We start from the raw sequence: 20978 nt of genomic DNA on the forward strand, positions 1-20978 counted from the left end.
ATGATTGAAATCAGCGGCATCAAAAAATCATACAAAATGGGCGACAACATTGTTGAGGCCCTGCGTGATGTCACCTTGAAGATCGAAGATGGTGATTTTGTCGCAATCATGGGGCCTTCGGGTTCCGGTAAATCCACGTTGATGCACATTTTGGGCTTGTTGGACGTGCCGACCGCTGGCTCCTACAAACTTCATGGCCGCGAGGTTTCAAAACTTTCCGAAGACGAGTTGGCGATTCTGCGCCGGGATGAAATTGGTTTTATTTTTCAGCAGTTCAATCTTTTACCGCGAATGCCGGCGTGGCAAAACGTATCTTTGCCGCTGTTGTATTCGGAAAAGAAATTTGATCAGGATAAAGCGCAAAGTCTGCTCGAACAAGTGGGCCTGGGCACTCGCGGTGATCACAAGTCCAACGAACTTTCCGGGGGACAACAGCAGCGTGTGGCGATCGCGCGCTCTTTGATCAACTCGCCCAAAATTATATTTGCAGATGAGCCCACAGGGAATCTTGATTCCAAAAGTGAAAAAGAGATCATGGGGATCTTAAAATCCCTGAATGCCCAAGGGATCACCATCGTAATAGTAACCCACGAGGAAGAAATCGGGGAGCAGGCCAATCGCCTGATCCGTATGCGTGACGGTGTCGTACAAAGTGATGAACGTAAGGTGCCTCTCGCTCACGAACAAACGAATAATCAATCCAATCAGTCTTTGGATTCAAAGTTTCATTTTGGTGAAATGATTGAACACTTTCATCAGGGGTGGAAAACCCTGGCTGCCAATAAAGTCCGCTCGGGCTTATCGATGCTGGGGATTTTGATTGGGGTGGCTGCCGTGGTCACGATGCTGGCTTTGGGTAAGGGGGCTCAGCAGTCCATTGAAAAACAACTGGCGTCACTGGGTTCCAATTTATTGGTTCTGCGCCCAGGGAATGTTCGGGTTGCAGGTGTAGCCCAGGAATCAGGCGTGCGAATTCGTATCACTACAGATGATGTGGCAGCATTGAAAGCGCAGATTCCAGCCATTAAAAATCTCGTACCGAATGTCTATGGGCGGGGGCAGATCACCTATTTAAACAAAAACTGGAACACAGATCTGCAAGGTGTGACATCCTCCTTTGCGGAGGTTCGAAACTCTGAACCCACGGTGGGACGGTTTTTCTCGGATGCAGAAAATCAGCGCCGAGCCACAGTGGCGGTCATTGGTAAAACGGTCGCTCGTGAACTATTCGGTGATAAGTCGCCCTTGGGTGAAATGATCAAAATTAATCGCATCAACTTCACGGTGATCGGTTTGCTTCCGGAAAAAGGCGGCCAAGGGCGCGGCGACCAGGATGATCGTGTTGTGATCCCGGTAATGACAGCGATGTACCGCATGTACGGAAAAAACTATGTGGATTCCGTAGATGTCGAAGTGTCGGATAAAGAACTGATCGAAGAAACCCAGGATTCACTGAAAGAAGTTCTTAACTCGCGCCACCGCATTCCTATTTCTCAACAAGATGATGCTTTCCAGATTTTCAATATGGCGGATATCCAACAAGCCATCGAACAAAGCAGCAAGACCATGTCGATGCTATTAAGCTCGATCGCTGCTATTTCGCTGTTAGTGGGCGGTATCGGCATCATGAACATCATGCTGGTCTCCGTGACCGAAAGAACCCGCGAAATCGGCTTGCGCAAAGCCATCGGCGGTCGCAAAGTCGATATCCTGATGCAGTTCCTGGCAGAATCCGTAGTGGTATCGGTGATCGGGGGCCTAATGGGGATTGCCCTCGCCTGGGGAGTCACAAAAGCACTAGCCTCAGTCATGGGCTGGCCCATGTCCATCTCCCTCGACGCCGTCGGCCTTTCGTTCTTCTTCTCAGCCTTCATCGGAATCGTCTTCGGATTGTACCCCGCCAAAAAAGCGTCAGAGCTGCATCCCATCGATGCCCTTCGTTACGAATAAAGGCTATTCGGAACACAGCATTCGGCATACTTCAGAATACAGTATTCAGTATTCCTTCTGAATACAGAATACTGTTAACGGTATTCTGTATTCTGAAAGTATCCAGAATGCTGAATTCTGAAAGAATGCTGAATGCGGTCGCCTGAATTATGTGGTGAACTTCATGAGTTCCGAGTGGAATTCAGTAGGCTTTTTTAGGATTTTGATTTGATCGAAGACTTGTTTCGCTTCACCATTCTTCAAAGACAACGCTTTCAACCACTGCTTCGTGCGGGATACCGCAAAGTAGTCGTTGATGTACTCAGTACTCGCCGCAAAGAATTGCGGAAGCAAAGGCTTGGCGCGCTCCCAGTTCATTTCTTCGACGGTCTCTTGTTTTAAGCTTTGTTTGATTTGCTTAAAGATAAACGGATTGCTCATCACTCCGCGGCCGACCATGTAGTCTTCGCAGCCCGTGACTTCTACGCAGCGATGGAAATCATGAACATTCCAGATTTCGCCGTTAGCGATAATCTTGATCTTGGTTTTTTCTTTAATACGCGGGATCCACTCCCAGTATGCCGGTGGTTTGTAACCATCGGTTTTAGTGCGGCAGTGAATGGTCAGCCATGTCGCATTCGCAGCTTCAACTGCTTGTGCGATGTCGATACATTTTGTCGGATCATCAAAACCCAGACGAATTTTTGCTGTGACCGGCACATGGGCCGGAACCGCTTTACGAACCGTATCGACGATTGTGTGCACGCGGTCGCAGGATTTTAAAAGGGAAGCGCCACCGTCATGGCGATTCACGGTTTTGGCCGGGCAGCCGAAGTTTAGATCAATTCCCAAAGCGCCCAGTTTCACTGCGCGCTCGGCATTCATCGCCAATGGCTCTGCATGTCCACCCAAAAGCTGCACGAACACCGGAGTGCCCCAGCGAGTGCGGGAGCCCGTACGAAGTTCAGGACAGTTTTTAAGAAACACGCTCTCTGGATGCAGGCGATCGGTGACGCGCAGAAATTCTGTCACGCACTGATCCACGCCGCCGATTTGGGTTAAGGTATCCCTCATCACCCAATCAACAACACCTTCCATCGGAGCCAGGAACAACTTCATAAACTACAGTCCGCCCATTTTCTTAACGATGTCGAAATGCTTTTTATCCACGGGCTGAACCGAAAGGCGGGAGCCTTTAGCCAAAACCAGCATGTCAGACAGTTTCGCGTTATCGCGAAGCTCCTGCAAAGAAACGATCTCAGAAAACTTCTGAACGTACTCAACCTGAGTGCAGAACCAGATTGGTTTTTCCTTAGTCGCTTTCGCATCAAAGTATTCAGACTTTTTATCAAACTGAGCTTTGTCAGGCTCTGCCACGTGAGAAATACGCGCCAGTCCCGCAACGCCAGGTGGTTCTGCGTTCGAGTGATAGAACAAAACCATGTCGCCAACCTGCATGTCTTTTTGCATGAAGTTGCGTGCCTGATAGTTGCGAACACCTTCCCACCAAGTGGTAGAGTCTTTTTTCAGCTGATCGATGGAGTACACATCGGGCTCAGATTTCATCAGCCAGTATTTCATTTCTTTTCTTCTTTCACTTTGCCGGATTTAAAGAACCACTCGCCCGCTTGCTTGCGGAAAGTGGACACTTCGTGATGAACATATTCTTCATCATCCACAGAATAAAAGGCCTTGAATTCAACGATGCCTTTGTTGGCTTTTTCTTCAGCTTTAACGATTTCCAGTTTTAGGAACTTCGCACGTTCGGACCACTCCTGGTTGGCTTCGTCATCGATGTCGCCCAAAGATTGGGGATCCGTGGTATCGCGCAGGTATTGCATTTGATTTTTCGCAAACGCCGCGTAACGAGAACGCATCAAGGCTTCAGCCGTTGGCGCCTTCTCTTTTCCAGAGTGATAAATACCGCAACATTCAGAGTAATTTTTTTCGCTTCCGCATGGACATTTCATAGGGTGGCAACCTAACACGCTGCTTTAGCAAAAGGTACCTCCGCCGGGGGTATTGGATGCATCATGTCGTGACGGCGAATACTGGGCATTTGAGAGGGCAGGGCCTACAATATTTTCATTGTGAGGTGGGTATGCAAAGATGGGCTCTGATTACGGGGGCAACGGCGGGAATTGGTTGGGCGACGGCGGAGGCTTTGGCCGCTCAGAATTATTCGCTGATTATTACGGGACGTCGCTTTGAGCGTTTGACAGAGCTTGAAGGCTCGCTTTTAAAGAAATTTCCGGCAATCAAAGTCATCAAAGCCAGTTTCGACGTTTCTGATCGCTTCGAGGTCAGTGAGTTCATGAAGGCCCACCAGAACGATCTGCAAAATGTGGATGTATTAGTTAATAATGCCGGTTTGGCCAAGGGCACCGACAAGATGCAGGACGGCTCCCTGGATGATTGGGAAACGATGATCGATACCAACATCAAAGGATTGCTATTCATCACTCGCGGAATTGTTGAACACATGGTGAAGCGCAACTCCGGTCATATCGTAAATCTGGGATCGGTTGCGGGTCGTTGGACTTATCCAGGCGGTGGAGTCTACTGCGCAACGAAGTTTGCAGTGCGCGCACTTTCTGAAGGCCTGCGAATGGATTTGCTGGGAACAAAAATTCGTATCACCAATATCGAGCCCGGCATGGTGAACTCGGAGTTTTCCATGGTCCGCTTTGAAGATAAAAAGATAGCGGACAAAGTTTACGAAGGCATGACGCCACTGGATCCAAAAGATATTGCGGACACCATTGCCTGGTGTGTGGCGCGCCCGGCACATGTGAACATACAAGAACTTGTGATTTACCCAACCGACCAAGCCCATGTTGGAATGGTCTCCAGGAGGTCGTAGATGAGTTTCCGAACTGAAAAAGACACGATGGGGGATGTGCAGGTTCCTGCAGATAAATTCTGGGGAGCGCAAACACAAAGATCCACTGAAAATTTTAAAATCGGCGGCGACAGATTCCCCCGTGAAATGATTCGCGCTCTTGGTATTCTAAAGAAAAGTGCGGCACTGACGAATCAAAAGCTGGGAATCCTTGATGCGAAAAAAGCTGACATGATTGTGAAAGCTGCTGACGAAGTGATCTCCGGAAAACTCGATGCGCATTTCCCCTTGGTAGTATGGCAGACGGGCTCGGGCACGCAGACCAACATGAACGCCAACGAAGTTATCGCCAATCGTGCGATGGACATGATGGGGCTTAAACTTCCTTCTAAAGACATTCATCCCAACGACGATGTGAACAAAGGGCAGTCTTCGAATGACACCTTCCCAACTGCGATGCATATAGCAGTTGGCGAGCAAGTTTACCATCGCCTGATTCCGATGATGGAAAAGCTGTATCTTGCACTCGCAGCGAAACAAAAAGAATTTAACGACATCGTAAAAATCGGTCGCACGCATTTGATGGATGCAACACCTCTGACGCTAGGGCAGGAGTTCTCGGGCTACGCGACCCAAATGAAGCACGGAATTCATCGGATTAAGAATACTCTGCCACATCTGCATGAACTTGCCTTGGGTGGCACGGCTGTCGGGACGGGGCTAAACACTCACCCGAAATTTGCAGTCGATGCGGCGGCCGAGATCGCGCGCGAAACAAAAATTCCATTTGTAACTGCTGAAAATAAATTTGAAGCCCTGGCTAGCCACGATGCTTTGGTGGAAGTCAGTGGTGCCTTGAATACGATTGCGGTGTCTTTGATGAAAATCGCCAACGACATTCGTCTCCTGGGATCTGGACCTCGCTGCGGTATCGGCGAAATCCATTTGCCGGAAAATGAACCCGGCAGTTCGATCATGCCTGGAAAAGTAAATCCCACTCAGTGCGAGGCCATGACTATGGTCTGTGCTCAAGTGATGGGCAATCATGTCGCGGTGACTATCGGTGGGGCGACGGGGCATTTTGAGTTGAACGTGTTTAAGCCCGTCATCGTATTTAACGTGTTAAACTCAATACGTTTGATCTCAGACGCGTGCGAGTCCTTTGTTGATCACTGCGTGTCGGGAATTGAGGCAAACAATAGCCAAATCAAAAAGCATCTGGATAATTCTTTGATGTTAGTGACTGCATTGAACCCGAAAATCGGTTATGATAATGCAGCTAAAATAGCTAAGACTGCCCATAAAAATGGCACTACGCTGCGCGAAGAAGCCATAAATCTTGGACTCCTCAGCGGCGAAGAATTTGATAAACTAGTTAGACCTGAAACGATGGTCGGAGTACGTAATTGATTAATGAGTTACTGCAAAAAGCAAAATGGTTGAGCAACGAGGATATTCGCCCTTACGTTTTCGTGCGCGAAGAAAACGAAATTGCCCAACCGGGATCGTTTCACAAGCTGGATTGGTTCAAGCAAAATCCGGTTTTTAAAAATCCGCTGGATATCACTGAAATCGCCTTCGCCGATCGCATTTACTCGATTGAAGAACGTGCTTTTGGGCCCTCCAACATGGCGATGCCTCGTTGGGTTTTTTACGACTGCGCTGTGATGCCGGGCTTTGTGGCGGGCTTCGCGGCTCGTCCCAAGGTGCTTTCCAAGCTGGTTCGCGAGGTTTTGGATCCAAAAAAATACCCTGCGTCACTAAGTCCGATCAAAACTTCCAAGGTTTTGAAGGAAATTGAATCCCTGGACGAGATGGACTGGGTGCCTTTGTCTTTGTTCATCATCATTCCCACAATGCATAAAGGGGAGTGGGTTGCGCACAATCTATGCTCGGTTAATTCGTTATTACCGAAAGAAGAGCAGTTTTACGGCCTGGGATTCCTCTCGAAGGCCTTTGGATTGTGGTATGCCAATGTCGAACAGTGCTCTGGGATGACTCAATGGGGCAGCCCAGCATTGAAGCTCCATTCGCATTACGGACATTTAGAGGTGATTGGGGCTTACGCTCCGGTGCATTCTCATGCTAAAACTATAACTTACCGTGTTCAGGTCAATACTCATTGTTGGGAGAAATTCTTTAACAAAGAGGACGATCTGGCGTTTTTGGAACATTATGGCCCGACAGGGACGTTCATTGATCCTAAGAACGAAGACAGCATGTTGGACTTCCAACAGCGCATCGAACGAGCGGAAGGTCCTTTCTTTTTAAGTGCGGGTGAAATCGCGCAGAAAAAGCTTGAGGACAAGCTAATGATTTATCAATTGAAACAACAATACTAGATAGGAAGAGTACAATGACGATGAACACTTTACCCCCAGTCGCTAAATCCTTTTTTGCGTTCTGTAAAAAATGTGATGCTGATAGATACCATGTAGTTTTGGCGCACACATCAGCGACTTCGGCGAAAATTAAGTGTGAAATCTGTGGTTCACAAAAAACTTACTCTCTTCCAAAAGCTCAGACTAAAACTGGCAAACCGTTGACGGGTGCTGCAGCTAAGAAACGTGAGCAAACTATGAACTCACGCAAATCTTCCCACAAAAACGAATACGAAATGTTGATGTCCAACGGTGGCGCGACTTCAAACTACACCATGAAGGGCAAGTTCGAGAAAAACACGAAATTGCAGCATCCTAAGTTTGGTTTGGGTTTCATCAAAGATGCAGCTTCTGACAAAATCGAAGTTGTGTTCGAAGACGAAGTTCGTACTTTGATTCACAATAGACAGTAATTGCCTGCGAAATAGGCTGTAGCTGCGGATTTGCGGCTTACGCTTAACATTAAAGATTGATTAGCGTCGTACGAAAGTGCGACGCTTTTGTTTTGTGGCCCCGGCGGGGCCCTTTGTTTTCATAAGTATAGACTGGATTTCATGGATTGGTTGAAGGGGTTGAACCCTGAACAGCAAAAGGCTGTTAAACATAACTTCGGTCCCTTGCTGATTCTGGCAGGGGCGGGTTCCGGCAAAACGACGGTGTTGGTTTCACGCACAGGGCGAATGATCTCTGAGCGTGTGGCGCAATCTTCCGAAATCTGCGTTTTGACCTTCACCAACAAAGCCGCACGTGAACTTAAACACCGTGTGAAGGCAAAGCTGGGCGGAGCGGGTGATGGCCTGTGGGCTGGAACGTTCCACTCCTTTGGTTTGCAAATCCTGCGTCGTTTTCATAAACACGCAGGTCTTTCTCCGCACTTCGGTATCGTTGATCAAACGGACTGCAATGCCGTTTTGAAAGAGCTGATTAAAAATATCGCCAATTCCGGCAAAGACAAATTCGACATCGATAAAATTCTCTCCATGATCAATGACCGCCGTACGGGTGCCGCGCACACGCACGAAGGTTTTGATGAGTATCACGAGATGGTCGAAGTCTTAGCGCCTAAGTTTGAAAAACGCCTGGAACATTTGGGTGTGGTCGACTTCGAAGGTTTGTTGATCAAGCCGTTGCAGCTTTTTAAAAATCATCCGGAAATCTTAGAGAAAGTCCAAAGTCAGTTTTCGCAAGTGATGGTGGACGAGTTTCAAGACACCAATCGCATGCAGATGGATTTGATCCAGCAAATCGTAAAGCCCCACAGTAACATCACTGTGGTGGGCGACGATGACCAGTCGATCTACGGCTGGCGTGGGGCTGAAATTAAGAACATTCTTAATTTCCCGCATGAGCACAAAAAATGCGAAGTGATTATGCTCGAGCGTAATTACCGCTCTTCCGGCGAAATTTTGGCGGTGGCCAATGCCGCAATCTCTAAAAATAAAAACCGTCACGGAAAAGTTCTTAGAGCTGAAGCAGCTAAAGATACCGGAGTCTTACCTGAAGTCTTTATTCTGGAGCGCGAAGAAGATGAATGTGAATTCGTCGTTCAGGAAATTCAGCACTTCCAAAAAGAAGGCTACAAACTGAAAGACTTTGCCGTTTTGTATCGTTCAAACACTCAAGGTGGTTTGATCGAGGCGTCTTTACGTCGTGCGAACATTGCTTATAATATTTCTGGTGGCACTTCGATCTTTGACCGTAAAGAGATCAAAGACATCATGGCTTACTTAAAGCAGTCTTTCTCTCCGAATGAAGTTTCCCTTCGTCGTATCATCAACGTGCCTTCGCGCGGAATTGGTGACACGACTATTGAAAAACTGACTGAGTTCATGCAAAAGCGCCGTGTGAGTTTCCTGGATGCCTGCCGTCTTTGGAAAGACGCAGAAATTCCTGAAAAAACCGGCGAGGCGATCGAAGACCTTTTGGGCTTCATCGAATACCTGCCGACACATATCCTGGATTTCAATGTGGGCTCCTCACCGGGTGGCAAGCTGGTCGAACTATTTGATCAGTTGGGTTACAAAGAGTACGTGATGAACACCGCTGCCGATCCGGCTTCGGCTGAAAAGAAGTGGGTGGTCGTGGAAATCCTGGGACGCATCCTGGATGCTTACCTGGGCCGTCGTGCGCACGAAGTGGAATATATCAAATCGTTTGTCGATTCGATGATGCTTCGTGAAGATCACAACGAAGAAGAAGATCAAAACAAAGTGCAGCTGATGACTTTGCATGCGTCAAAAGGTTTGGAATTCCCAGTCGTCATTTTGGCGGGGATTGAAGAAGACCTTTTGCCGCACAAAAACCTGGGCTCCGATATCGATGAAGAACGTCGTTTATTCTATGTCGGTGTGACTCGTGCAAAAAACCGTTTGGTGATGTCACGCTGTCAGCAGCGCAAAAAGAACGGTGTGGTTCGTCCGTCTGTGCCGTCAAGATTCCTTCTGGAAATTCCCACGGAATTATACAAAGAGTATCCATTGGGGGCTCGTCCCGTCACCGGGCAGGATCGCGATGATCTGGTTGCCAGCTTTCTGTCAAAACTGGATAGCAAAATCGGAAAATAGTGCATAAAGAAAAAAAACGAAGCCGTAAGCTTCGTTTTTTTCATTTAAAATTCTCTCGGAGCTTCGAAGGTGTGTTCTTTGCCGTCGATAGAGATTTTAAGCTTTCCCGCATGCAGGAACATTCGGTCGGTTTTATAGATCTCGGCGATGCGTTTATTGAATTTGGGATCACCGTAGCGGGTATCCCCCAGGATCGCATGCTTAGCCAGGGCGCTGTGCTTGCGGATCTGGTGTTGGCGGCCTGTATAGAGGCGCACTTCAATCAGACTGGTGTATTGATCAGACTTAATAACTTTAAAATCAGTACGGGATTCCACGCGGTCCTTGGAAAGTCCCTGTGGATTGGAGCGGCCCTCGGCCTTATCAGTTATGGGAGTGTTCCAGTGTTGCCATTCCTGACTTTCCGGCATCGAACCGCGTAAGAGGGCATAGTAATACTTCTCGCAGGTACGCGCTTGGAATTGCTCGGCCAATTGTTTCGCCATGCGGGTGTTCAGGGCGATCAACAAAATGCCGCTTGTTTCTTTATCCAGGCGGTGAACCGGATGAATTCCCTCAAAGCTTCCAGGGATCAACTGTTTTTCAAGAAGGTGGCAGACATCACGGGGATCATTGTGAACAGAGACTCCCGGTGGTTTGTTGATGACCAGCCATCCTTCACCACGTGCCACGATTTCAAGTGAATTCATGCTTCGCAGTCCCTCAAGACAGTTTCAATTTCTGCGGCAGAAAGATTCTTAGCGCACAAATCAGAACCAAAAATCTTTTGTTCAAAGCGCGAGATCGCGAATTTACGAGTCGACGCCAAGACCACCATGTTAAAGAAAAATCCCGCCCAGCTCATAAATGCAAACAAGGCACCCATGATATACAAACTGGTTTTAAAGGACTGCTGATCTTTGCTTGCAGAGTTGTCCTCTAAAGGAAGAATGCGCCCTTGGCTTTCGCACCAGTACTTTTGCACGGTCGATAGGTTTTTTTGCAGTTGTTGAAATGCAGCGCTGTTGGTTTTTTTCTGATGAAACCAGTAATGGGCACCGGTGGTTGCCAAAGAGGGGATGATCCCGACGATATAACTTGCTGCCATTTCTGGAGCCATGGATTTTCCTTTTCAAAAAGAATGTCCTGATTGTACTTGTTTCCACTGATTCTTGGCAAGATCACACGGAAATCTCGAGACCAGGGCCCTGAAGTCATAAAATGTCCTTACAGGAGAATCTATGCACGCAGAAATTAAAGAGTTCTTATTGTTTCTGAAAGACGAGAATGATCTGGATTACGGAGACTTTAAACGAGTCGTGGATCTGCGTTTGAACCGTCTAATTCAGGAGTTAAGGCCCTTAAACCGTGAGCAAAGGTTTCGCCTCTCCAAACTAAGAGAAGAGCTCCTATGGATGTACAACGACGATGTTGACGAAATGAAGGCCCATTTGGCAGAGGAAATTGCCAGACTGGATCCAAATGGGGATTCCCGGGCAAGCGACGCGCCTTTTCAATTGTGATGGGACTTCCCATTTAGGCCGAATCAGCGGTACGCTTTAAGCATGTCAGGGGAGGACTTATGTCCAAGAAGCATCCAAAATCTCATGGTAAACACGCTCACTCAAACACTTCCAAATCACACGCTGATACGGACGTGGAGTTTGATTCTGCGGTGGATACCGATATTGAAACGGCGATGAACGAAGTCGAAGAAATTTCGACAGCGTCGGCAACAACCTCTGACGAAATCAATACCGAAGCTCAAAACGAGGGAGTGTCTGCGCACCCGGCTCACGACAATCCTGACAGCGGCACTTACAATGCAGGGTCCGCTGACGACAAGTTGGCGCCGGAAGAAATGGCTTACGAAGGTGGCCCGGCGGGTGAGGAAGAAAAAGCCCATGTCGAATTTTTCGGCAGCGAAATCATTCGTCAAAAAGCACCGAAGGTGATGGAAGTCGCTGACACTGTTGTTGATGAGTGGAAGAAAGACGGAAGTTTTGATTCCCTGCCAGTGGGGCATCCCTTGGCGGCAATGGCAGCAGGCCGTGCCCTTCGCAAAGCTAAAGACGTGGAAAAGAAGCTTGAAGAAAAAGGCGTCTTTGTCATGGCTAAAATGGGCATGGATTATATCAAATCTGAAATTGAAAAACGTCGTAAGCAGTAAACGCCAATGAACCGCGAAGCACGCATTTTCGAGTCATTAACATCCGCTTTAAGTCCTTCGATTTTAGAAATCGAAAATGAAAGCCATATGCACTCGGGGCCGGGCAGTGAAACCCACTATAAGGTGCTGATTGTTTCGTCTTTGTTCGAGGGCAAATCACGCATTGACCGTCAACGTTCTGTGAATGATGTTCTAAAAACTGAATTCAACAACGGCCTGCATGCGCTGACACAAAAAGCACTGACGCCGGCGGAATTCGACCTTCAAAAAGATGCGCTGAATTTTATTTCACCGGAATGTCGGGGTGGCTCAAAAAGGCTACCTAAACAATGAAGTCGCGGGGGTGGGTCTTCCTGCTAACGGGGGTTTGTTTTGCGGTGTCGCAAACAGCATCAGCAGCATCAGAAGCCTTCCTCAGAGTTGCCGCAGTAAGTGCACCTCCGCATGTAACAATGTCTGAGGTGAATCCTCCTGAAGGAGCGTTGGCCGACTTCATGATGAAGTATATTCTTCCCACCGTCGCAGAAAAGTTTAAGCTCACCGTCGTCTGGAAGGGGGCTCCCTTAAAGCGCGAGTTCCGGGATTTGGAAGTCGGCGACTTGGATATGCTTTTCATGGTCGTAAAAACTCCCGAGCGCGAACAGAAGTATCACTTTTCTACAGAACCACTGATAACTGAACAACCCGGTATGATCGTCTCTAAAAGTCAGTTTAAAGGAAGGTCCGCTATTTCGGTAAAGGAATTGTCGGGCAAAACCGTGGGGCAGATGGCGGGATCCCTGGTGCCGGATTTTTTCAAGCAGAATAATATCAATTTTATCACACTGACAGGACAGGATGTGGGAGTTCGTTTATCCACTCTGGTTGAAAATAAAAGAATAGACGGCGTTTTTATTCACCTGGTATCGGTCACTGATGGGGTGATAGCTGCCAATAAACTTGAAAAATTAAAAAGTGTAGCACTCGAGGATGCTCCTGCGTTTTCCACCTATGTCGCTTACAACAAAAAACTATCACCGGAAATTCGCGCCGAAATCGATCGCCTGATCGCTTTGCACCGTAAGCACTATAAAATAAAGTAACTACGAAGCGCCGCTAAACCCGCGCCACTAAAATGGCTATTCATCAAATTGGGCTAATTTTGCCTTCAGGTCGCCCAGGAGTTTTTTGACTTCCTGCAGCTGTTCTTGTTCGGGGGAGACTTTATGAGAAACGGTTTCAGTTAATACATCCCACGTATCCAGAGCTTTTTTGAGATCTGAATTGAGGTTACCAAAGAGACCTTTTTTACCGGCACTAATGCCTGTCTCTTTAGCAGTGGAAGCAGTCGTTGCTTCCTTCTCAGTTGTGTTCACACGCGTCGTACGTGCTATTTCGATGTCGTTACTCATGAACCTATTCTGTAATTTTCAAAATTATCGGACGTGCATCATGCACGAAGGCGATAGTGTTATCGTAGGAACTCCATTTGACAAGCATTTTCACTCTGAATAAGTTAGCACTTCATGTATTAACTTTTTACGAGCGGCCTGTCCGCCGTAGCTTTGCGAAGGCGGAACATCATGTCTCAAGAGATTATCTACACAATGAAAGGTGTAAGTAAAGTATATCCTCCAAATCGTTACGTTTTGAAGGACATCTATCTTTCTTACTTCTACGGAGCAAAAATCGGTGTTCTTGGTCTGAATGGTTCTGGTAAATCCACTTTGCTTAGAATTATGGCAGGCACAGACAAGGATTTCTTGGGCGAAGCTTTCCCTTCGAAAACTATGAAAGTGGGTTACTTCGAGCAAGAACCACACTTGGATGACAGCCTGACAGTAAAAGAAAATATCTTTGCTGGAATGGGCGAGCTGCCAAAAGTAATGGCAGAATACAACGCTATCAATGACAAGTTCGCCGATCCTGATTTGGATCCGGATGAAATGAATAAGCTGATCGACAAGCAAGGAGCGCTTCAAGAAAAATTGGACGCTTTGGGTGCGTGGGATGTCGATCAAAAGATCGAAATCGTGATGGACGCTCTTCGCTGTCCAGATGGCGATATGGGTGTGACGAAGCTTTCCGGTGGTGAAAAACGTCGTGTGGCTTTGGCTCGTTTGATCATGTCCGAACCAGATATCCTGCTTCTGGATGAGCCAACGAATCACTTGGATGCGGAATCTGTAGCATGGCTTGAACAATATCTTTCCAAGTTCCCAGGAACTGTTATTGCCGTAACGCATGACCGCTATTTCTTGGACAACGTTGCGGGTTGGATCTTGGAGTTGGATCGTGGTGAAGGTATTCCTTGGAAAGGGAACTACACTTCTTGGCTTGAGCAAAAAGACAAGCGCACTGCGAACGAGCAAAAAGACCAAGCTCGTAAAGCTAAAACTTTGGAAAAAGAGTTGGATTGGATTCGTCAGGGGGCTAAGGCTCGTCAGGCAAAATCCAAAGCGCGTATTTCTAACTACGAAAACCTGTTGAAAGAAGCTTCTCCAGAGAAAATCCAAGAGATGTCCATCTACATCCCACCAGGGCCTCGTTTGGGTGACATCGTGGTTGAGGCGAAGGGTATTACCAAAGCTTACGATCACAAAGTTCTATTGGACGATGTTAGCTTCTCGATCCCTAAAGGTGCGATCGTGGGTGTTATCGGCCCGAATGGTGTGGGTAAATCCACATTGTTCCGAATGATCACTGGCAAAGAAACTCCTGACAGCGGCTCCTTCAAAGTGGGCGAAACGGTGAAGATTTCCTACGTGGATCAAACCCGTGAAACTTTGGATCCTAACAAGTCGATCTTTGAAGAGCTTTCTGGCGGTGCTGATGTCATTCAATTGGGAACACGCGAGATTCCATCTCGTCAGTACGTTTCCTGGTTTAACTTCTCGGGCTCTGACCAACAAAAGAAAGTTGGTCAATTGTCGGGTGGTGAGCGCAATCGCGTGAACATGGCAAAAATCCTGAAAGAGGGCGGAAACCTTTTGCTTCTGGATGAGCCGACGAATGACTTGGACGTCAATACAATGCGTGCCCTCGAGGAAGCGCTATTGGAGTTCGGTGGATCTGTTGTGGTGATTTCGCATGATCGTTGGTTCTTGGATCGTGTTTGCACACACATCATGGCCTTCGAAGGTGACTCTAAAATCGAATTCTATCCTGGAAACTTCACAGAATACGAAGAAGACCGCAAAAAACGCCTAGGCGAAAACGCGGGCCCAAAACGTATCCGCTTCAAAATGGTTTAGCGCCTAATCGGCTAACGGCAACCGCAATGTAACGACAGTTCCTTGCGGTTGTGATGTAGTGGCGGACTCACGGGAAATCACCGTGATCGTTCCGCCCAGCATTTGAATGTATTCCTTCACCAGCGGCATTCCGTACCCTGTGCCTTTTTCGCCCTGGGTCCCAGCGCGATTTGTCTGGCTGCCAATATCAAACAGATTTTTTTGAATGGCCTCGGGGATTCCCACGCCATAGTCCTGGATTTCAATCACAACATTTGTATTGTCAGTAAATGCTCTGATATCGATGCGATCACCGGGGTGGGAAAACTTCACGGCATTGCTGATGATATTTAAAAGCACCACGTTCCCCAGAATGGTTTTCTCGGCATTCACCAGCATTTTCTCGCGACCGATCTCCAAAGAAAGCTTAATGCCCTTCGGGTTCGCCAGGGATTCCGCGTTCTCATAGATATCACTTAGGATCTTAGCCAGTGACATCGGGCGCAGGGGGAGTTTGGTTTTTCCGTCTTTAACAGCCTTTAAGTGTCGGACCTGCGTCAGAAGGTTGTTGATCTCGTGAACGGCACGTTCCATCTTCTCAAGCTCAGTAGTGCTGGTGGATTGCTCCTCCTTGGCACGAATCAACTGCAGGGTCATAGATGAAAGGGTGTTGGCAATGTCGTGTAAAAGGATCCGCAGCAAGTTTTCCACGTCATTGTTCTTTTCACGTAAAGTCTGGGTGTAGACAGCTTCCTTACGCAAATAGACATGAGTCGTAAGGATTGTGAACCCAAAAAAAGCAAACAGGTTCAGGGTCATTTCTTCGCGGAAGACATCAGGGGAGGAAATGATATTCGGGGCCACTCCCATTTGGTGGTTCAACCAAAACACCAGGCAGGTGGCAAATATAATGAAATACCCACTGATGGCGCCACGGGTGCCAAACAGAATGGCGGTGGCGAGGGGAATAGTTGCTAGCCAGAACACCCCCGGCGCAAACAGGCCCCCGGTCAGGTAAATCAGCATGATCATCATGGAAATCAAGGTGACCAGCAGGCTGACCGCGGCGGTTCTATATAATTTAAAGTAGTACCACAGGGATGGTGGACCCAGGATTATCGCGACCGACAGGGGTGTCATGACATCAGTATATTGGGGGGAGTTGAATGCCCCAGAGAACCTGAACACATAGAACACGGACATGAATGCGCCAAATGCATACATTATCTGCATGTAGAGGAGGCGTTTGCGATGGTCGTCGACAGAAAAGTTCTTGTTCATTTGTGATGAACAGTTCGGATTTATATAAGGAATCTTAAGCCTAGATCACTGTGCGCAGGACTTCGAAGTGGGCCTTTAAATTAAGGAACTGTTCCGCGTTTCCACCTTGGTCGGGGTGAAGGATAAGAGCAGCCTGACGGAAGGCTTTTCTCAATTCAGTCTCAGTAAAACCTTCAGACAGGCCGTGGACCCAGCACTTCAAGAACTCGAAGGACTGGCGTTGTGCTGCTGAAAAGTTGTGGGGTTTGCGTTGTGGACGAACCGCTGGGCGGGGATATTGTCCACGGGGGCCTTGGAATTCCACCTTGTTCACGTGACCCAAAAGGTACGCCATGTGGATCGGATCTGAATCCATGACAGAAGAGTAATTTCCTTGAGAAGTCTGCTCTTGACCCATCTTTTCTCTTAGGATTTGTTTGAAACTCGTCTGAAAACTCATGCCTTTCTATTCGGAAAACAGCTGGTTTCTTAGAGTCCAGAGGTCTTTCGCGACTCAAAAATAGACCTTTTTCCCTCCTGAAAACTGTGTTTCTCGAGGGGAAACGGGCTTTTTCCGTCGGGAAAACGGGGATCTCGAGAGGCAAAACAGCCTGTTTCAGAGGGAAAAATACGGTTTTTAGAGGGGGTGCGAAAAAAAATGAAGGTCATGCATTTTTTTTTGGACAAACGACTGGACTTAGATACACACTTAACTCATTCGAGATAAACAAGACAATAATCCTAACGGAGGAATTAACAATGGCAAAAGCTACTAAAAAAGCTACTAAGAAAGCTGCTCCTAAAAAAGCTGCAGCAAAAAAAACTACTGCTAAAAAAGCAGCTCCTAAAGCAAAAGCTACTACTAAAAAAGCAGCTCCAAAAGCTAAAGCAGCAAAAGCTCCAAAAGCAGCTAAACCAAAAACTGCTCGTAAGCCAAATGCAGCTTTCATGAAAGCTTTGACTCCATCTGCAGCTCTAGCAGCAGTAGTTGGTGCTTCACCACTTCCACGTACTGAAGTTGTTAAAAAACTTTGGGCTTACATCAAGAAGAACAATCTTCAAGATTCTAAAAACAAACGTAACATCAACGCTGACGCTAAACTTAAAGAAGTTTTCGGCGGTAAAACTCAAGTTAGCATGTTCGACATGACTAAACTTGTTTCCAAACACCTTAAGTAGTCGCTGACTTACTAAGATGGAAAAAGGCTCGGCTATGCCGGGCCTTTTTTTTTGCCTTCGGGGCGGGATGGTTGAAAAGCGGCCATCTGCTGCGTTGTCGGGTGCGGTCCTCGCTCCGACGTGCCTGGGGCACGCCTGCGCTGTGGTTCGCTCCCTCCGCCTTGCATATGACCACTTTTGAACCATCCCTCAGTTGAACTTGTTCGCGTTCCTTTGACCTTTTTGATTTGGCTGGCCGTCGCCTTTGGCGACTTGGCGCCGCTGGGTTGGGCTGGCCCTTTGGGACTGGGCTTTTCTCATATAACTGTCTCTTGTGCTTGGGGCTTTTGGGGTCTTTTGAATTGTGGTGGAGCTTGTTTCTTACTCGTAATCCTGTTCTTGGAATGGGGCGGGGGGTGTGTTATACCTTTTGCCTATGGGAATTAAGCCTCTTTCTCTTGAAGAGATCAAAAAAATGACTGTGGCCTGCAGGATTGCGGCTGATACTCTTACTTATCTTGAAAAATATGTGAAAATTGGGATTTCTACTCAGGAAATTGATGAGCTTGCCAATGATTTCATGCTTACCAAGGGGGCTAAGTCCGCTTGTCTTGGGTATCATGGGTATCCTAAGTATACTTGCACATCTGTTAATGAAGTTGTTTGTCATGGGGTTCCGGATTCTTCGGTTATCTTGAAAGATGGCGACATCATCAATGTTGATGTGACGGCTTGGATGGATGGGTTCTTTGGCGATACTTCGCGCATGTACATGATCGGGAATGTTTCTGATGAAGCTCGTGATCTGGTGGAAACGGCGCAGATGGCTCGTGACAAGGGGATTGAGGCTATCACTCCTCGTGGTTACACGGGTGATATTGGTTTTGAGACTTATAAGTATGTGACTCGCAAGGGTTACACTGTGGTGAAGGAAATCGGTGGACATGGTGTGGGACGTATATTCCACGAAGAACCGTTTGTTCCGGCGTTTGGTAAAAAGGGCAAGGGCGAGCGCCTGGTTCCTTTTCACTGTATCACGGTCGAGCCGATGGTGAATCAAGGTGTCGAGGATGTGGTTGAGTTCAACATCCCGGGATCTTCGGTGAAGTACTACAACACGGCGGATGGCTTGTTGTCAGCGCAGTACGAGCACACGGTGCTGGTGACTGATACTGGTTACGAGATCCTGACTCTGCCGTAGTTCAATAATTTAATTTTTAGTTTAAATAACAAAGGACGTTTTAAAATGGCTCTTACAACGACGAATGGGAAAGCGATGAAAAAGAACGCGAAAGCTGCTATGGCAGCGAATTCTAAGACAGCTACTTCTAAAAACACTGCGACTGCTAAAAACAACCGTGACTTCATGGTTTGTAAAGAAGCGATGGAAAACCCAGAGGTTTTCGCTAAGCTTGCTAAATGGGGTCGTGAAGAGATCTCTATCGCTGAAACTGAAATGCCAGGTTTGATGGCTCTTCGTAAAGAGTTCGGCAAACAAAAACCATTCAAAGGTGCAAAAATCGCTGGTTGCTTGCACATGACTATCCAAACTGCAGTGTTGATTGAAACACTTGTAGAGCTTGGCGCTGAGATCCGTTGGTCTTCTTGCAACATCTTCTCAACTCAAGATCACGCGGCTGTGGCTATCGCTGCTGCGGGTATCCCGGTATTTGCTTGGAAAGGTCTAACAGAGACTGAATTCAACTGGTGTATCGAACAAACTATCACTGGCTGGGGTAAAGATGGTTACAACTTGATCCTGGACGACGGTGGTGATTTGACGAACATGATGCATGAGCCACGCTTCGCAAAAGAACTTAAAAAAATCATCGGTATCTCTGAAGAGACTACTACTGGCGTTCACAATCTTGAAGTGATGTTGAAAGCTGGCAAATTGAAAGTTCCGGCAATCAATATCAATGACTCTGTAACTAAATCTAAATTCGACAACCTGTACGGTTGCCGCGAATCACTTGCTGACGGTATCAAACGTGCTACTGACGTTATGATCGCTGGTAAAATCTGCGTAGTTGCAGGTTACGGCGACGTTGGTAAAGGTTCTGCGCATTCACTTCGCGGTCTTGGTGCTCGCGTACTAGTAACTGAAATCGATCCTATCTGCGCATTGCAAGCAGCTATGGAAGGTTTCGAAGTTGTGACTATGGAAGAAGCGGCTCCACTGGGCGATATCTTCGTAACTGCAACTGGTTGCTGCGATATCATCACTGAAAAGCACTTCACTAAAATGAAAAACAACGCGATTGTTTGTAACATCGGTCACTTCGATATCGAAATCGACATGGCTTGGATCAACAAAAATTCAAAAGTGCGCGAAGTTAAACCACAAGTGGACATCCACACTTTGAAAAACGGCAACCAAATCATCATCCTTGCAAAAGGTCGCTTGGTGAATTTGGGCTGTGCTACTGGTCACCCAAGCTTCGTAATGTCGAACTCATTCACGAACCAAGTATTGGCGCAAATGGAACTTTACATGAACCGCGACAAGTACCAAGAGATCGCAGTTTACCGCTTGCCTAAACACTTGGACGAAAAAGTGGCAGCTCTTCACCTTGGCAAACTAGGTGTGAAGTTGACTAAGCTTTCTCAGAAACAAGCAAAATACCTACACATGAACCCAGCAGGCCCATTCAAGCCTGAACACTACCGTTACTAGAGGTAACAGTTCCCTTTTTGTAGGGCTTCGCGCCACAAAAAGGGAAACGGTTCAAAAACTAAAAAGCCCCGCTGCAAACAGTGGGGCTTTTTTTATGGTGAAGTATTCAAGGCGGGGCGAATGGTGGGGTAAGCGCTCAAGTCCCCCGTCAGTCTTTTCTTAATCGCTTCTTCAACCTTAGGCATAACATCCTTAAATTCCACTCTCATCGCAAAATAAACCGGTGACTCGATAAAGGGTTCCTCCAGCATTTCAACCTTCCCCTTGGCATCGGGATTGGCATTGATCGTGGACATTCCCACCTCGCGAATGGAAATACAGTAGCCCACTTTTTTTTCCAAAAGAAGCTGCATGCAGTGAAACGGATTGGTGGCTTGAATGAAGTTTAAGTGACGTTCGGAAGCGGCCTTTAAGATTCTTACGTTGTTCAGTGAGATAGCGCCTTTGTATTTCTTTAGTTTCTTCGCATCCACCGGTGAGGACTTTAAATAAAAAATCGAAGCAAATGTCTTTGCCACCGGAAATGAAGAAATAACCACTTTTTCAATTTCCCGTGTATCACTAAGATCATCATAAGCCACAGCATCGACTTTTCCTGAAAGCAGAATCTGTCGCGAGCTTTGAGCTGTACGCAGAACGATATTCACTTTGAATCCGGCATCGTCAAAGGACTTGATGATCAGGTCATGAAACTCCACCAGGGCCTGATTACGATTGTACTTGTACGGCACACCCAAATTGATCGACTTCGGAGTTGGAGTACTCGCGAATGCAGCCGAAAAAAATAGAGACATTATCCAATGGGT

The 20978-nt window shown here is 47.3% G+C and carries 23 protein-coding genes; 14 read left to right on the forward strand and 9 right to left on the reverse strand.

The window, feature by feature from the left end; translation table 11 throughout:
* A complete protein-coding gene (locus tag ACLVWU_RS05995; protein WP_413578079.1) occupies positions 1-1950 on the forward strand; it encodes an ABC transporter permease in 1950 nt (649 codons plus the stop codon).
* A 147-nt stretch (positions 1951-2097) separates the two neighbouring features.
* Here the strand turns inward: ACLVWU_RS05995 and ACLVWU_RS06000 are convergent, their stop codons facing one another.
* From ACLVWU_RS06000 to ACLVWU_RS06010, 3 genes are read right to left on the reverse strand one after another with little or no spacing between them, the layout of a single operon-like run.
* A complete protein-coding gene (locus tag ACLVWU_RS06000; RefSeq protein ID WP_413578080.1) occupies positions 2098-3048 on the reverse strand; it encodes a tRNA dihydrouridine synthase in 951 nt (316 codons plus the stop codon).
* Positions 3049-3051: 3 nt separating this feature from the next.
* Positions 3052-3510, reverse strand: a complete 459-nt coding sequence (locus tag ACLVWU_RS06005; RefSeq protein WP_413578081.1) for an EVE domain-containing protein — start codon at positions 3508-3510, stop codon at positions 3052-3054.
* Positions 3507-3899, reverse strand: a complete 393-nt coding sequence (locus tag ACLVWU_RS06010) for a YchJ family protein (RefSeq protein WP_413578082.1) — start codon at positions 3897-3899, stop codon at positions 3507-3509. Before ACLVWU_RS06010 ends, ACLVWU_RS06005 begins: the two co-directional genes overlap by 4 nt.
* Before the next feature lie 131 nt (positions 3900-4030).
* Between ACLVWU_RS06010 and ACLVWU_RS06015 the strand changes: the two genes are divergently transcribed.
* The 5 genes from ACLVWU_RS06015 to ACLVWU_RS06035 all read left to right on the forward strand — a co-directional run bounded on the left by ACLVWU_RS06015 (position 4031) and on the right by ACLVWU_RS06035 (position 9716).
* A complete protein-coding gene (locus ACLVWU_RS06015; protein WP_413578083.1) occupies positions 4031-4792 on the forward strand; it encodes an SDR family NAD(P)-dependent oxidoreductase in 762 nt (253 codons plus the stop codon).
* A complete protein-coding gene (gene fumC, locus ACLVWU_RS06020; RefSeq protein WP_413578084.1) occupies positions 4793-6181 on the forward strand; it encodes a class II fumarate hydratase in 1389 nt (462 codons plus the stop codon).
* Complete coding sequence (locus tag ACLVWU_RS06025; protein ID WP_413578085.1) at positions 6178-7113, forward strand: hypothetical protein; 936 nt, start codon at positions 6178-6180, stop codon at positions 7111-7113. Before fumC ends, ACLVWU_RS06025 begins: the two co-directional genes overlap by 4 nt.
* A 14-nt stretch (positions 7114-7127) precedes the next feature.
* Positions 7128-7565 (forward strand): hypothetical protein, encoded by a 438-nt coding sequence (locus ACLVWU_RS06030; protein ID WP_413578086.1) that lies wholly within the window; start codon positions 7128-7130, stop codon positions 7563-7565.
* A 141-nt stretch (positions 7566-7706) separates the two neighbouring features.
* Complete coding sequence (locus ACLVWU_RS06035; protein WP_413578087.1) at positions 7707-9716, forward strand: ATP-dependent helicase; 2010 nt, start codon at positions 7707-7709, stop codon at positions 9714-9716.
* A 44-nt stretch (positions 9717-9760) separates the two neighbouring features.
* On the opposite strand, the gene ACLVWU_RS06040 is transcribed toward ACLVWU_RS06035, so the two are convergent.
* A complete protein-coding gene (locus ACLVWU_RS06040; RefSeq protein ID WP_413578088.1) occupies positions 9761-10405 on the reverse strand; it encodes an RluA family pseudouridine synthase in 645 nt (214 codons plus the stop codon).
* Positions 10402-10815 (reverse strand): hypothetical protein, encoded by a 414-nt coding sequence (locus ACLVWU_RS06045; protein WP_413578089.1) that lies wholly within the window; start codon positions 10813-10815, stop codon positions 10402-10404. The genes ACLVWU_RS06040 and ACLVWU_RS06045 overlap by 4 nt, the downstream gene beginning before the upstream one ends.
* Positions 10816-10936: 121 nt before the next feature.
* On the opposite strand from ACLVWU_RS06045, the gene ACLVWU_RS06050 reads away from it, so the two are divergent.
* From ACLVWU_RS06050 to ACLVWU_RS06065, 4 genes are read left to right on the forward strand one after another with little or no spacing between them, the layout of a single operon-like run.
* Positions 10937-11218 carry a hypothetical protein gene (locus ACLVWU_RS06050; protein WP_413578090.1) on the forward strand — a complete coding sequence of 94 codons (282 nt, stop codon included), beginning with the start codon at positions 10937-10939 and terminating at the stop codon, positions 11216-11218.
* Between the two features lie 59 nt (positions 11219-11277).
* Complete coding sequence (locus ACLVWU_RS06055; RefSeq protein WP_413578091.1) at positions 11278-11865, forward strand: hypothetical protein; 588 nt, start codon at positions 11278-11280, stop codon at positions 11863-11865.
* A gap of 6 nt (positions 11866-11871) precedes the next feature.
* The gene (locus tag ACLVWU_RS06060) at positions 11872-12198 is read left to right on the forward strand and encodes a BolA family protein (RefSeq protein WP_413578092.1); all 327 of its coding nucleotides are present in this window, start codon (positions 11872-11874) and stop codon (positions 12196-12198) included.
* On the forward strand, positions 12195-12947 hold the full coding sequence (locus ACLVWU_RS06065) for a substrate-binding periplasmic protein (RefSeq protein WP_413578093.1): 753 nt from the start codon (positions 12195-12197) through the stop codon (positions 12945-12947). Before ACLVWU_RS06060 ends, ACLVWU_RS06065 begins: the two co-directional genes overlap by 4 nt.
* A 36-nt stretch (positions 12948-12983) precedes the next feature.
* Here the strand turns inward: ACLVWU_RS06065 and ACLVWU_RS06070 are convergent, their stop codons facing one another.
* Positions 12984-13256, reverse strand: a complete 273-nt coding sequence (locus ACLVWU_RS06070) for a hypothetical protein (protein ID WP_413578094.1) — start codon at positions 13254-13256, stop codon at positions 12984-12986.
* 171 nt (positions 13257-13427) lie between these two features.
* Between ACLVWU_RS06070 and ettA the strand changes: the two genes are divergently transcribed.
* Complete coding sequence (gene ettA, locus ACLVWU_RS06075) at positions 13428-15098, forward strand: energy-dependent translational throttle protein EttA (RefSeq protein WP_413578095.1); 1671 nt, start codon at positions 13428-13430, stop codon at positions 15096-15098.
* A gap of 3 nt (positions 15099-15101) precedes the next feature.
* Here ettA and ACLVWU_RS06080 read toward each other — a convergent pair whose 3' ends face one another.
* Together ACLVWU_RS06080 and ACLVWU_RS06085 are read right to left on the reverse strand one after the other, a co-directional pair.
* Positions 15102-16358 (reverse strand): sensor histidine kinase, encoded by a 1257-nt coding sequence (locus tag ACLVWU_RS06080; RefSeq protein ID WP_413578096.1) that lies wholly within the window; start codon positions 16356-16358, stop codon positions 15102-15104.
* 40 nt (positions 16359-16398) lie between these two features.
* Positions 16399-16797, reverse strand: coding sequence for a J domain-containing protein (locus ACLVWU_RS06085; RefSeq protein WP_413578097.1), 399 nt, complete (start codon positions 16795-16797; stop codon positions 16399-16401).
* 299 nt (positions 16798-17096) lie between these two features.
* Here ACLVWU_RS06085 and ACLVWU_RS06090 point away from each other — a divergent pair, with 299 nt between their 5' ends.
* From ACLVWU_RS06090 to ahcY, 3 genes are all read left to right on the forward strand, one after another.
* Positions 17097-17516, forward strand: a complete 420-nt coding sequence (locus ACLVWU_RS06090; protein WP_088614146.1) for an SWIB/MDM2 domain-containing protein — start codon at positions 17097-17099, stop codon at positions 17514-17516.
* 415 nt (positions 17517-17931) lie between these two features.
* Positions 17932-18696 (forward strand): type I methionyl aminopeptidase, encoded by a 765-nt coding sequence (gene map / locus ACLVWU_RS06095; RefSeq protein ID WP_413578770.1) that lies wholly within the window; start codon positions 17932-17934, stop codon positions 18694-18696.
* Between the two features lie 45 nt (positions 18697-18741).
* Positions 18742-20172: an adenosylhomocysteinase gene (gene ahcY, locus ACLVWU_RS06100; RefSeq protein WP_413578098.1), complete on the forward strand. Its 1431-nt coding sequence runs from the start codon at positions 18742-18744 to the stop codon at positions 20170-20172.
* A 92-nt stretch (positions 20173-20264) separates the two neighbouring features.
* Here the strand turns inward: ahcY and ACLVWU_RS06105 are convergent, their stop codons facing one another.
* On the reverse strand, positions 20265-20966 hold the full coding sequence (locus tag ACLVWU_RS06105) for a hypothetical protein (protein ID WP_413578099.1): 702 nt from the start codon (positions 20964-20966) through the stop codon (positions 20265-20267).
* Positions 20967-20978: the final 12 nt, after the last annotated feature.

The sequence above is a fragment of the Bdellovibrio sp. HCB290 genome (assembly GCF_047305925.1).
Lineage (GTDB): Bacteria > Bdellovibrionota > Bdellovibrionia > Bdellovibrionales > Bdellovibrionaceae > Bdellovibrio.

What these genes read in the sequence shown, in the direction of transcription:
- ahcY (WP_413578098.1), top strand. Translation starts at nt 18,742, where the DNA reads ATGGCTCTTACAACGACGAATGGGAAAGCGATGAAAAAGAACGCGAAA.
- ACLVWU_RS06035 (WP_413578087.1), top strand. Translation starts at nt 7,707, where the DNA reads ATGGATTGGTTGAAGGGGTTGAACCCTGAACAGCAAAAGGCTGTTAAA.
- ACLVWU_RS06005 (WP_413578081.1), bottom strand. Translation starts at nt 3,510, where the DNA reads ATGAAATACTGGCTGATGAAATCTGAGCCCGATGTGTACTCCATCGAT.
- ACLVWU_RS06030 (WP_413578086.1), top strand. Translation starts at nt 7,128, where the DNA reads ATGACGATGAACACTTTACCCCCAGTCGCTAAATCCTTTTTTGCGTTC.
- ACLVWU_RS06090 (WP_088614146.1), top strand. Translation starts at nt 17,097, where the DNA reads ATGGCAAAAGCTACTAAAAAAGCTACTAAGAAAGCTGCTCCTAAAAAA.
- ACLVWU_RS05995 (WP_413578079.1), top strand. Translation starts at nt 1, where the DNA reads ATGATTGAAATCAGCGGCATCAAAAAATCATACAAAATGGGCGACAAC.
- ACLVWU_RS06105 (WP_413578099.1), bottom strand. Translation starts at nt 20,966, where the DNA reads ATGTCTCTATTTTTTTCGGCTGCATTCGCGAGTACTCCAACTCCGAAG.
- ACLVWU_RS06060 (WP_413578092.1), top strand. Translation starts at nt 11,872, where the DNA reads ATGAACCGCGAAGCACGCATTTTCGAGTCATTAACATCCGCTTTAAGT.
- ACLVWU_RS06045 (WP_413578089.1), bottom strand. Translation starts at nt 10,815, where the DNA reads ATGGCTCCAGAAATGGCAGCAAGTTATATCGTCGGGATCATCCCCTCT.
- ACLVWU_RS06080 (WP_413578096.1), bottom strand. Translation starts at nt 16,358, where the DNA reads ATGAACAAGAACTTTTCTGTCGACGACCATCGCAAACGCCTCCTCTAC.
- map (WP_413578770.1), top strand. Translation starts at nt 17,932, where the DNA reads ATGGGAATTAAGCCTCTTTCTCTTGAAGAGATCAAAAAAATGACTGTG.
- ACLVWU_RS06040 (WP_413578088.1), bottom strand. Translation starts at nt 10,405, where the DNA reads ATGAATTCACTTGAAATCGTGGCACGTGGTGAAGGATGGCTGGTCATC.
- ACLVWU_RS06065 (WP_413578093.1), top strand. Translation starts at nt 12,195, where the DNA reads ATGAAGTCGCGGGGGTGGGTCTTCCTGCTAACGGGGGTTTGTTTTGCG.
- ACLVWU_RS06010 (WP_413578082.1), bottom strand. Translation starts at nt 3,899, where the DNA reads ATGAAATGTCCATGCGGAAGCGAAAAAAATTACTCTGAATGTTGCGGT.
- ACLVWU_RS06050 (WP_413578090.1), top strand. Translation starts at nt 10,937, where the DNA reads ATGCACGCAGAAATTAAAGAGTTCTTATTGTTTCTGAAAGACGAGAAT.
- ettA (WP_413578095.1), top strand. Translation starts at nt 13,428, where the DNA reads ATGTCTCAAGAGATTATCTACACAATGAAAGGTGTAAGTAAAGTATAT.
- ACLVWU_RS06055 (WP_413578091.1), top strand. Translation starts at nt 11,278, where the DNA reads ATGTCCAAGAAGCATCCAAAATCTCATGGTAAACACGCTCACTCAAAC.
- ACLVWU_RS06070 (WP_413578094.1), bottom strand. Translation starts at nt 13,256, where the DNA reads ATGAGTAACGACATCGAAATAGCACGTACGACGCGTGTGAACACAACT.
- ACLVWU_RS06000 (WP_413578080.1), bottom strand. Translation starts at nt 3,048, where the DNA reads ATGAAGTTGTTCCTGGCTCCGATGGAAGGTGTTGTTGATTGGGTGATG.
- fumC (WP_413578084.1), top strand. Translation starts at nt 4,793, where the DNA reads ATGAGTTTCCGAACTGAAAAAGACACGATGGGGGATGTGCAGGTTCCT.
- ACLVWU_RS06015 (WP_413578083.1), top strand. Translation starts at nt 4,031, where the DNA reads ATGCAAAGATGGGCTCTGATTACGGGGGCAACGGCGGGAATTGGTTGG.
- ACLVWU_RS06085 (WP_413578097.1), bottom strand. Translation starts at nt 16,797, where the DNA reads ATGAGTTTTCAGACGAGTTTCAAACAAATCCTAAGAGAAAAGATGGGT.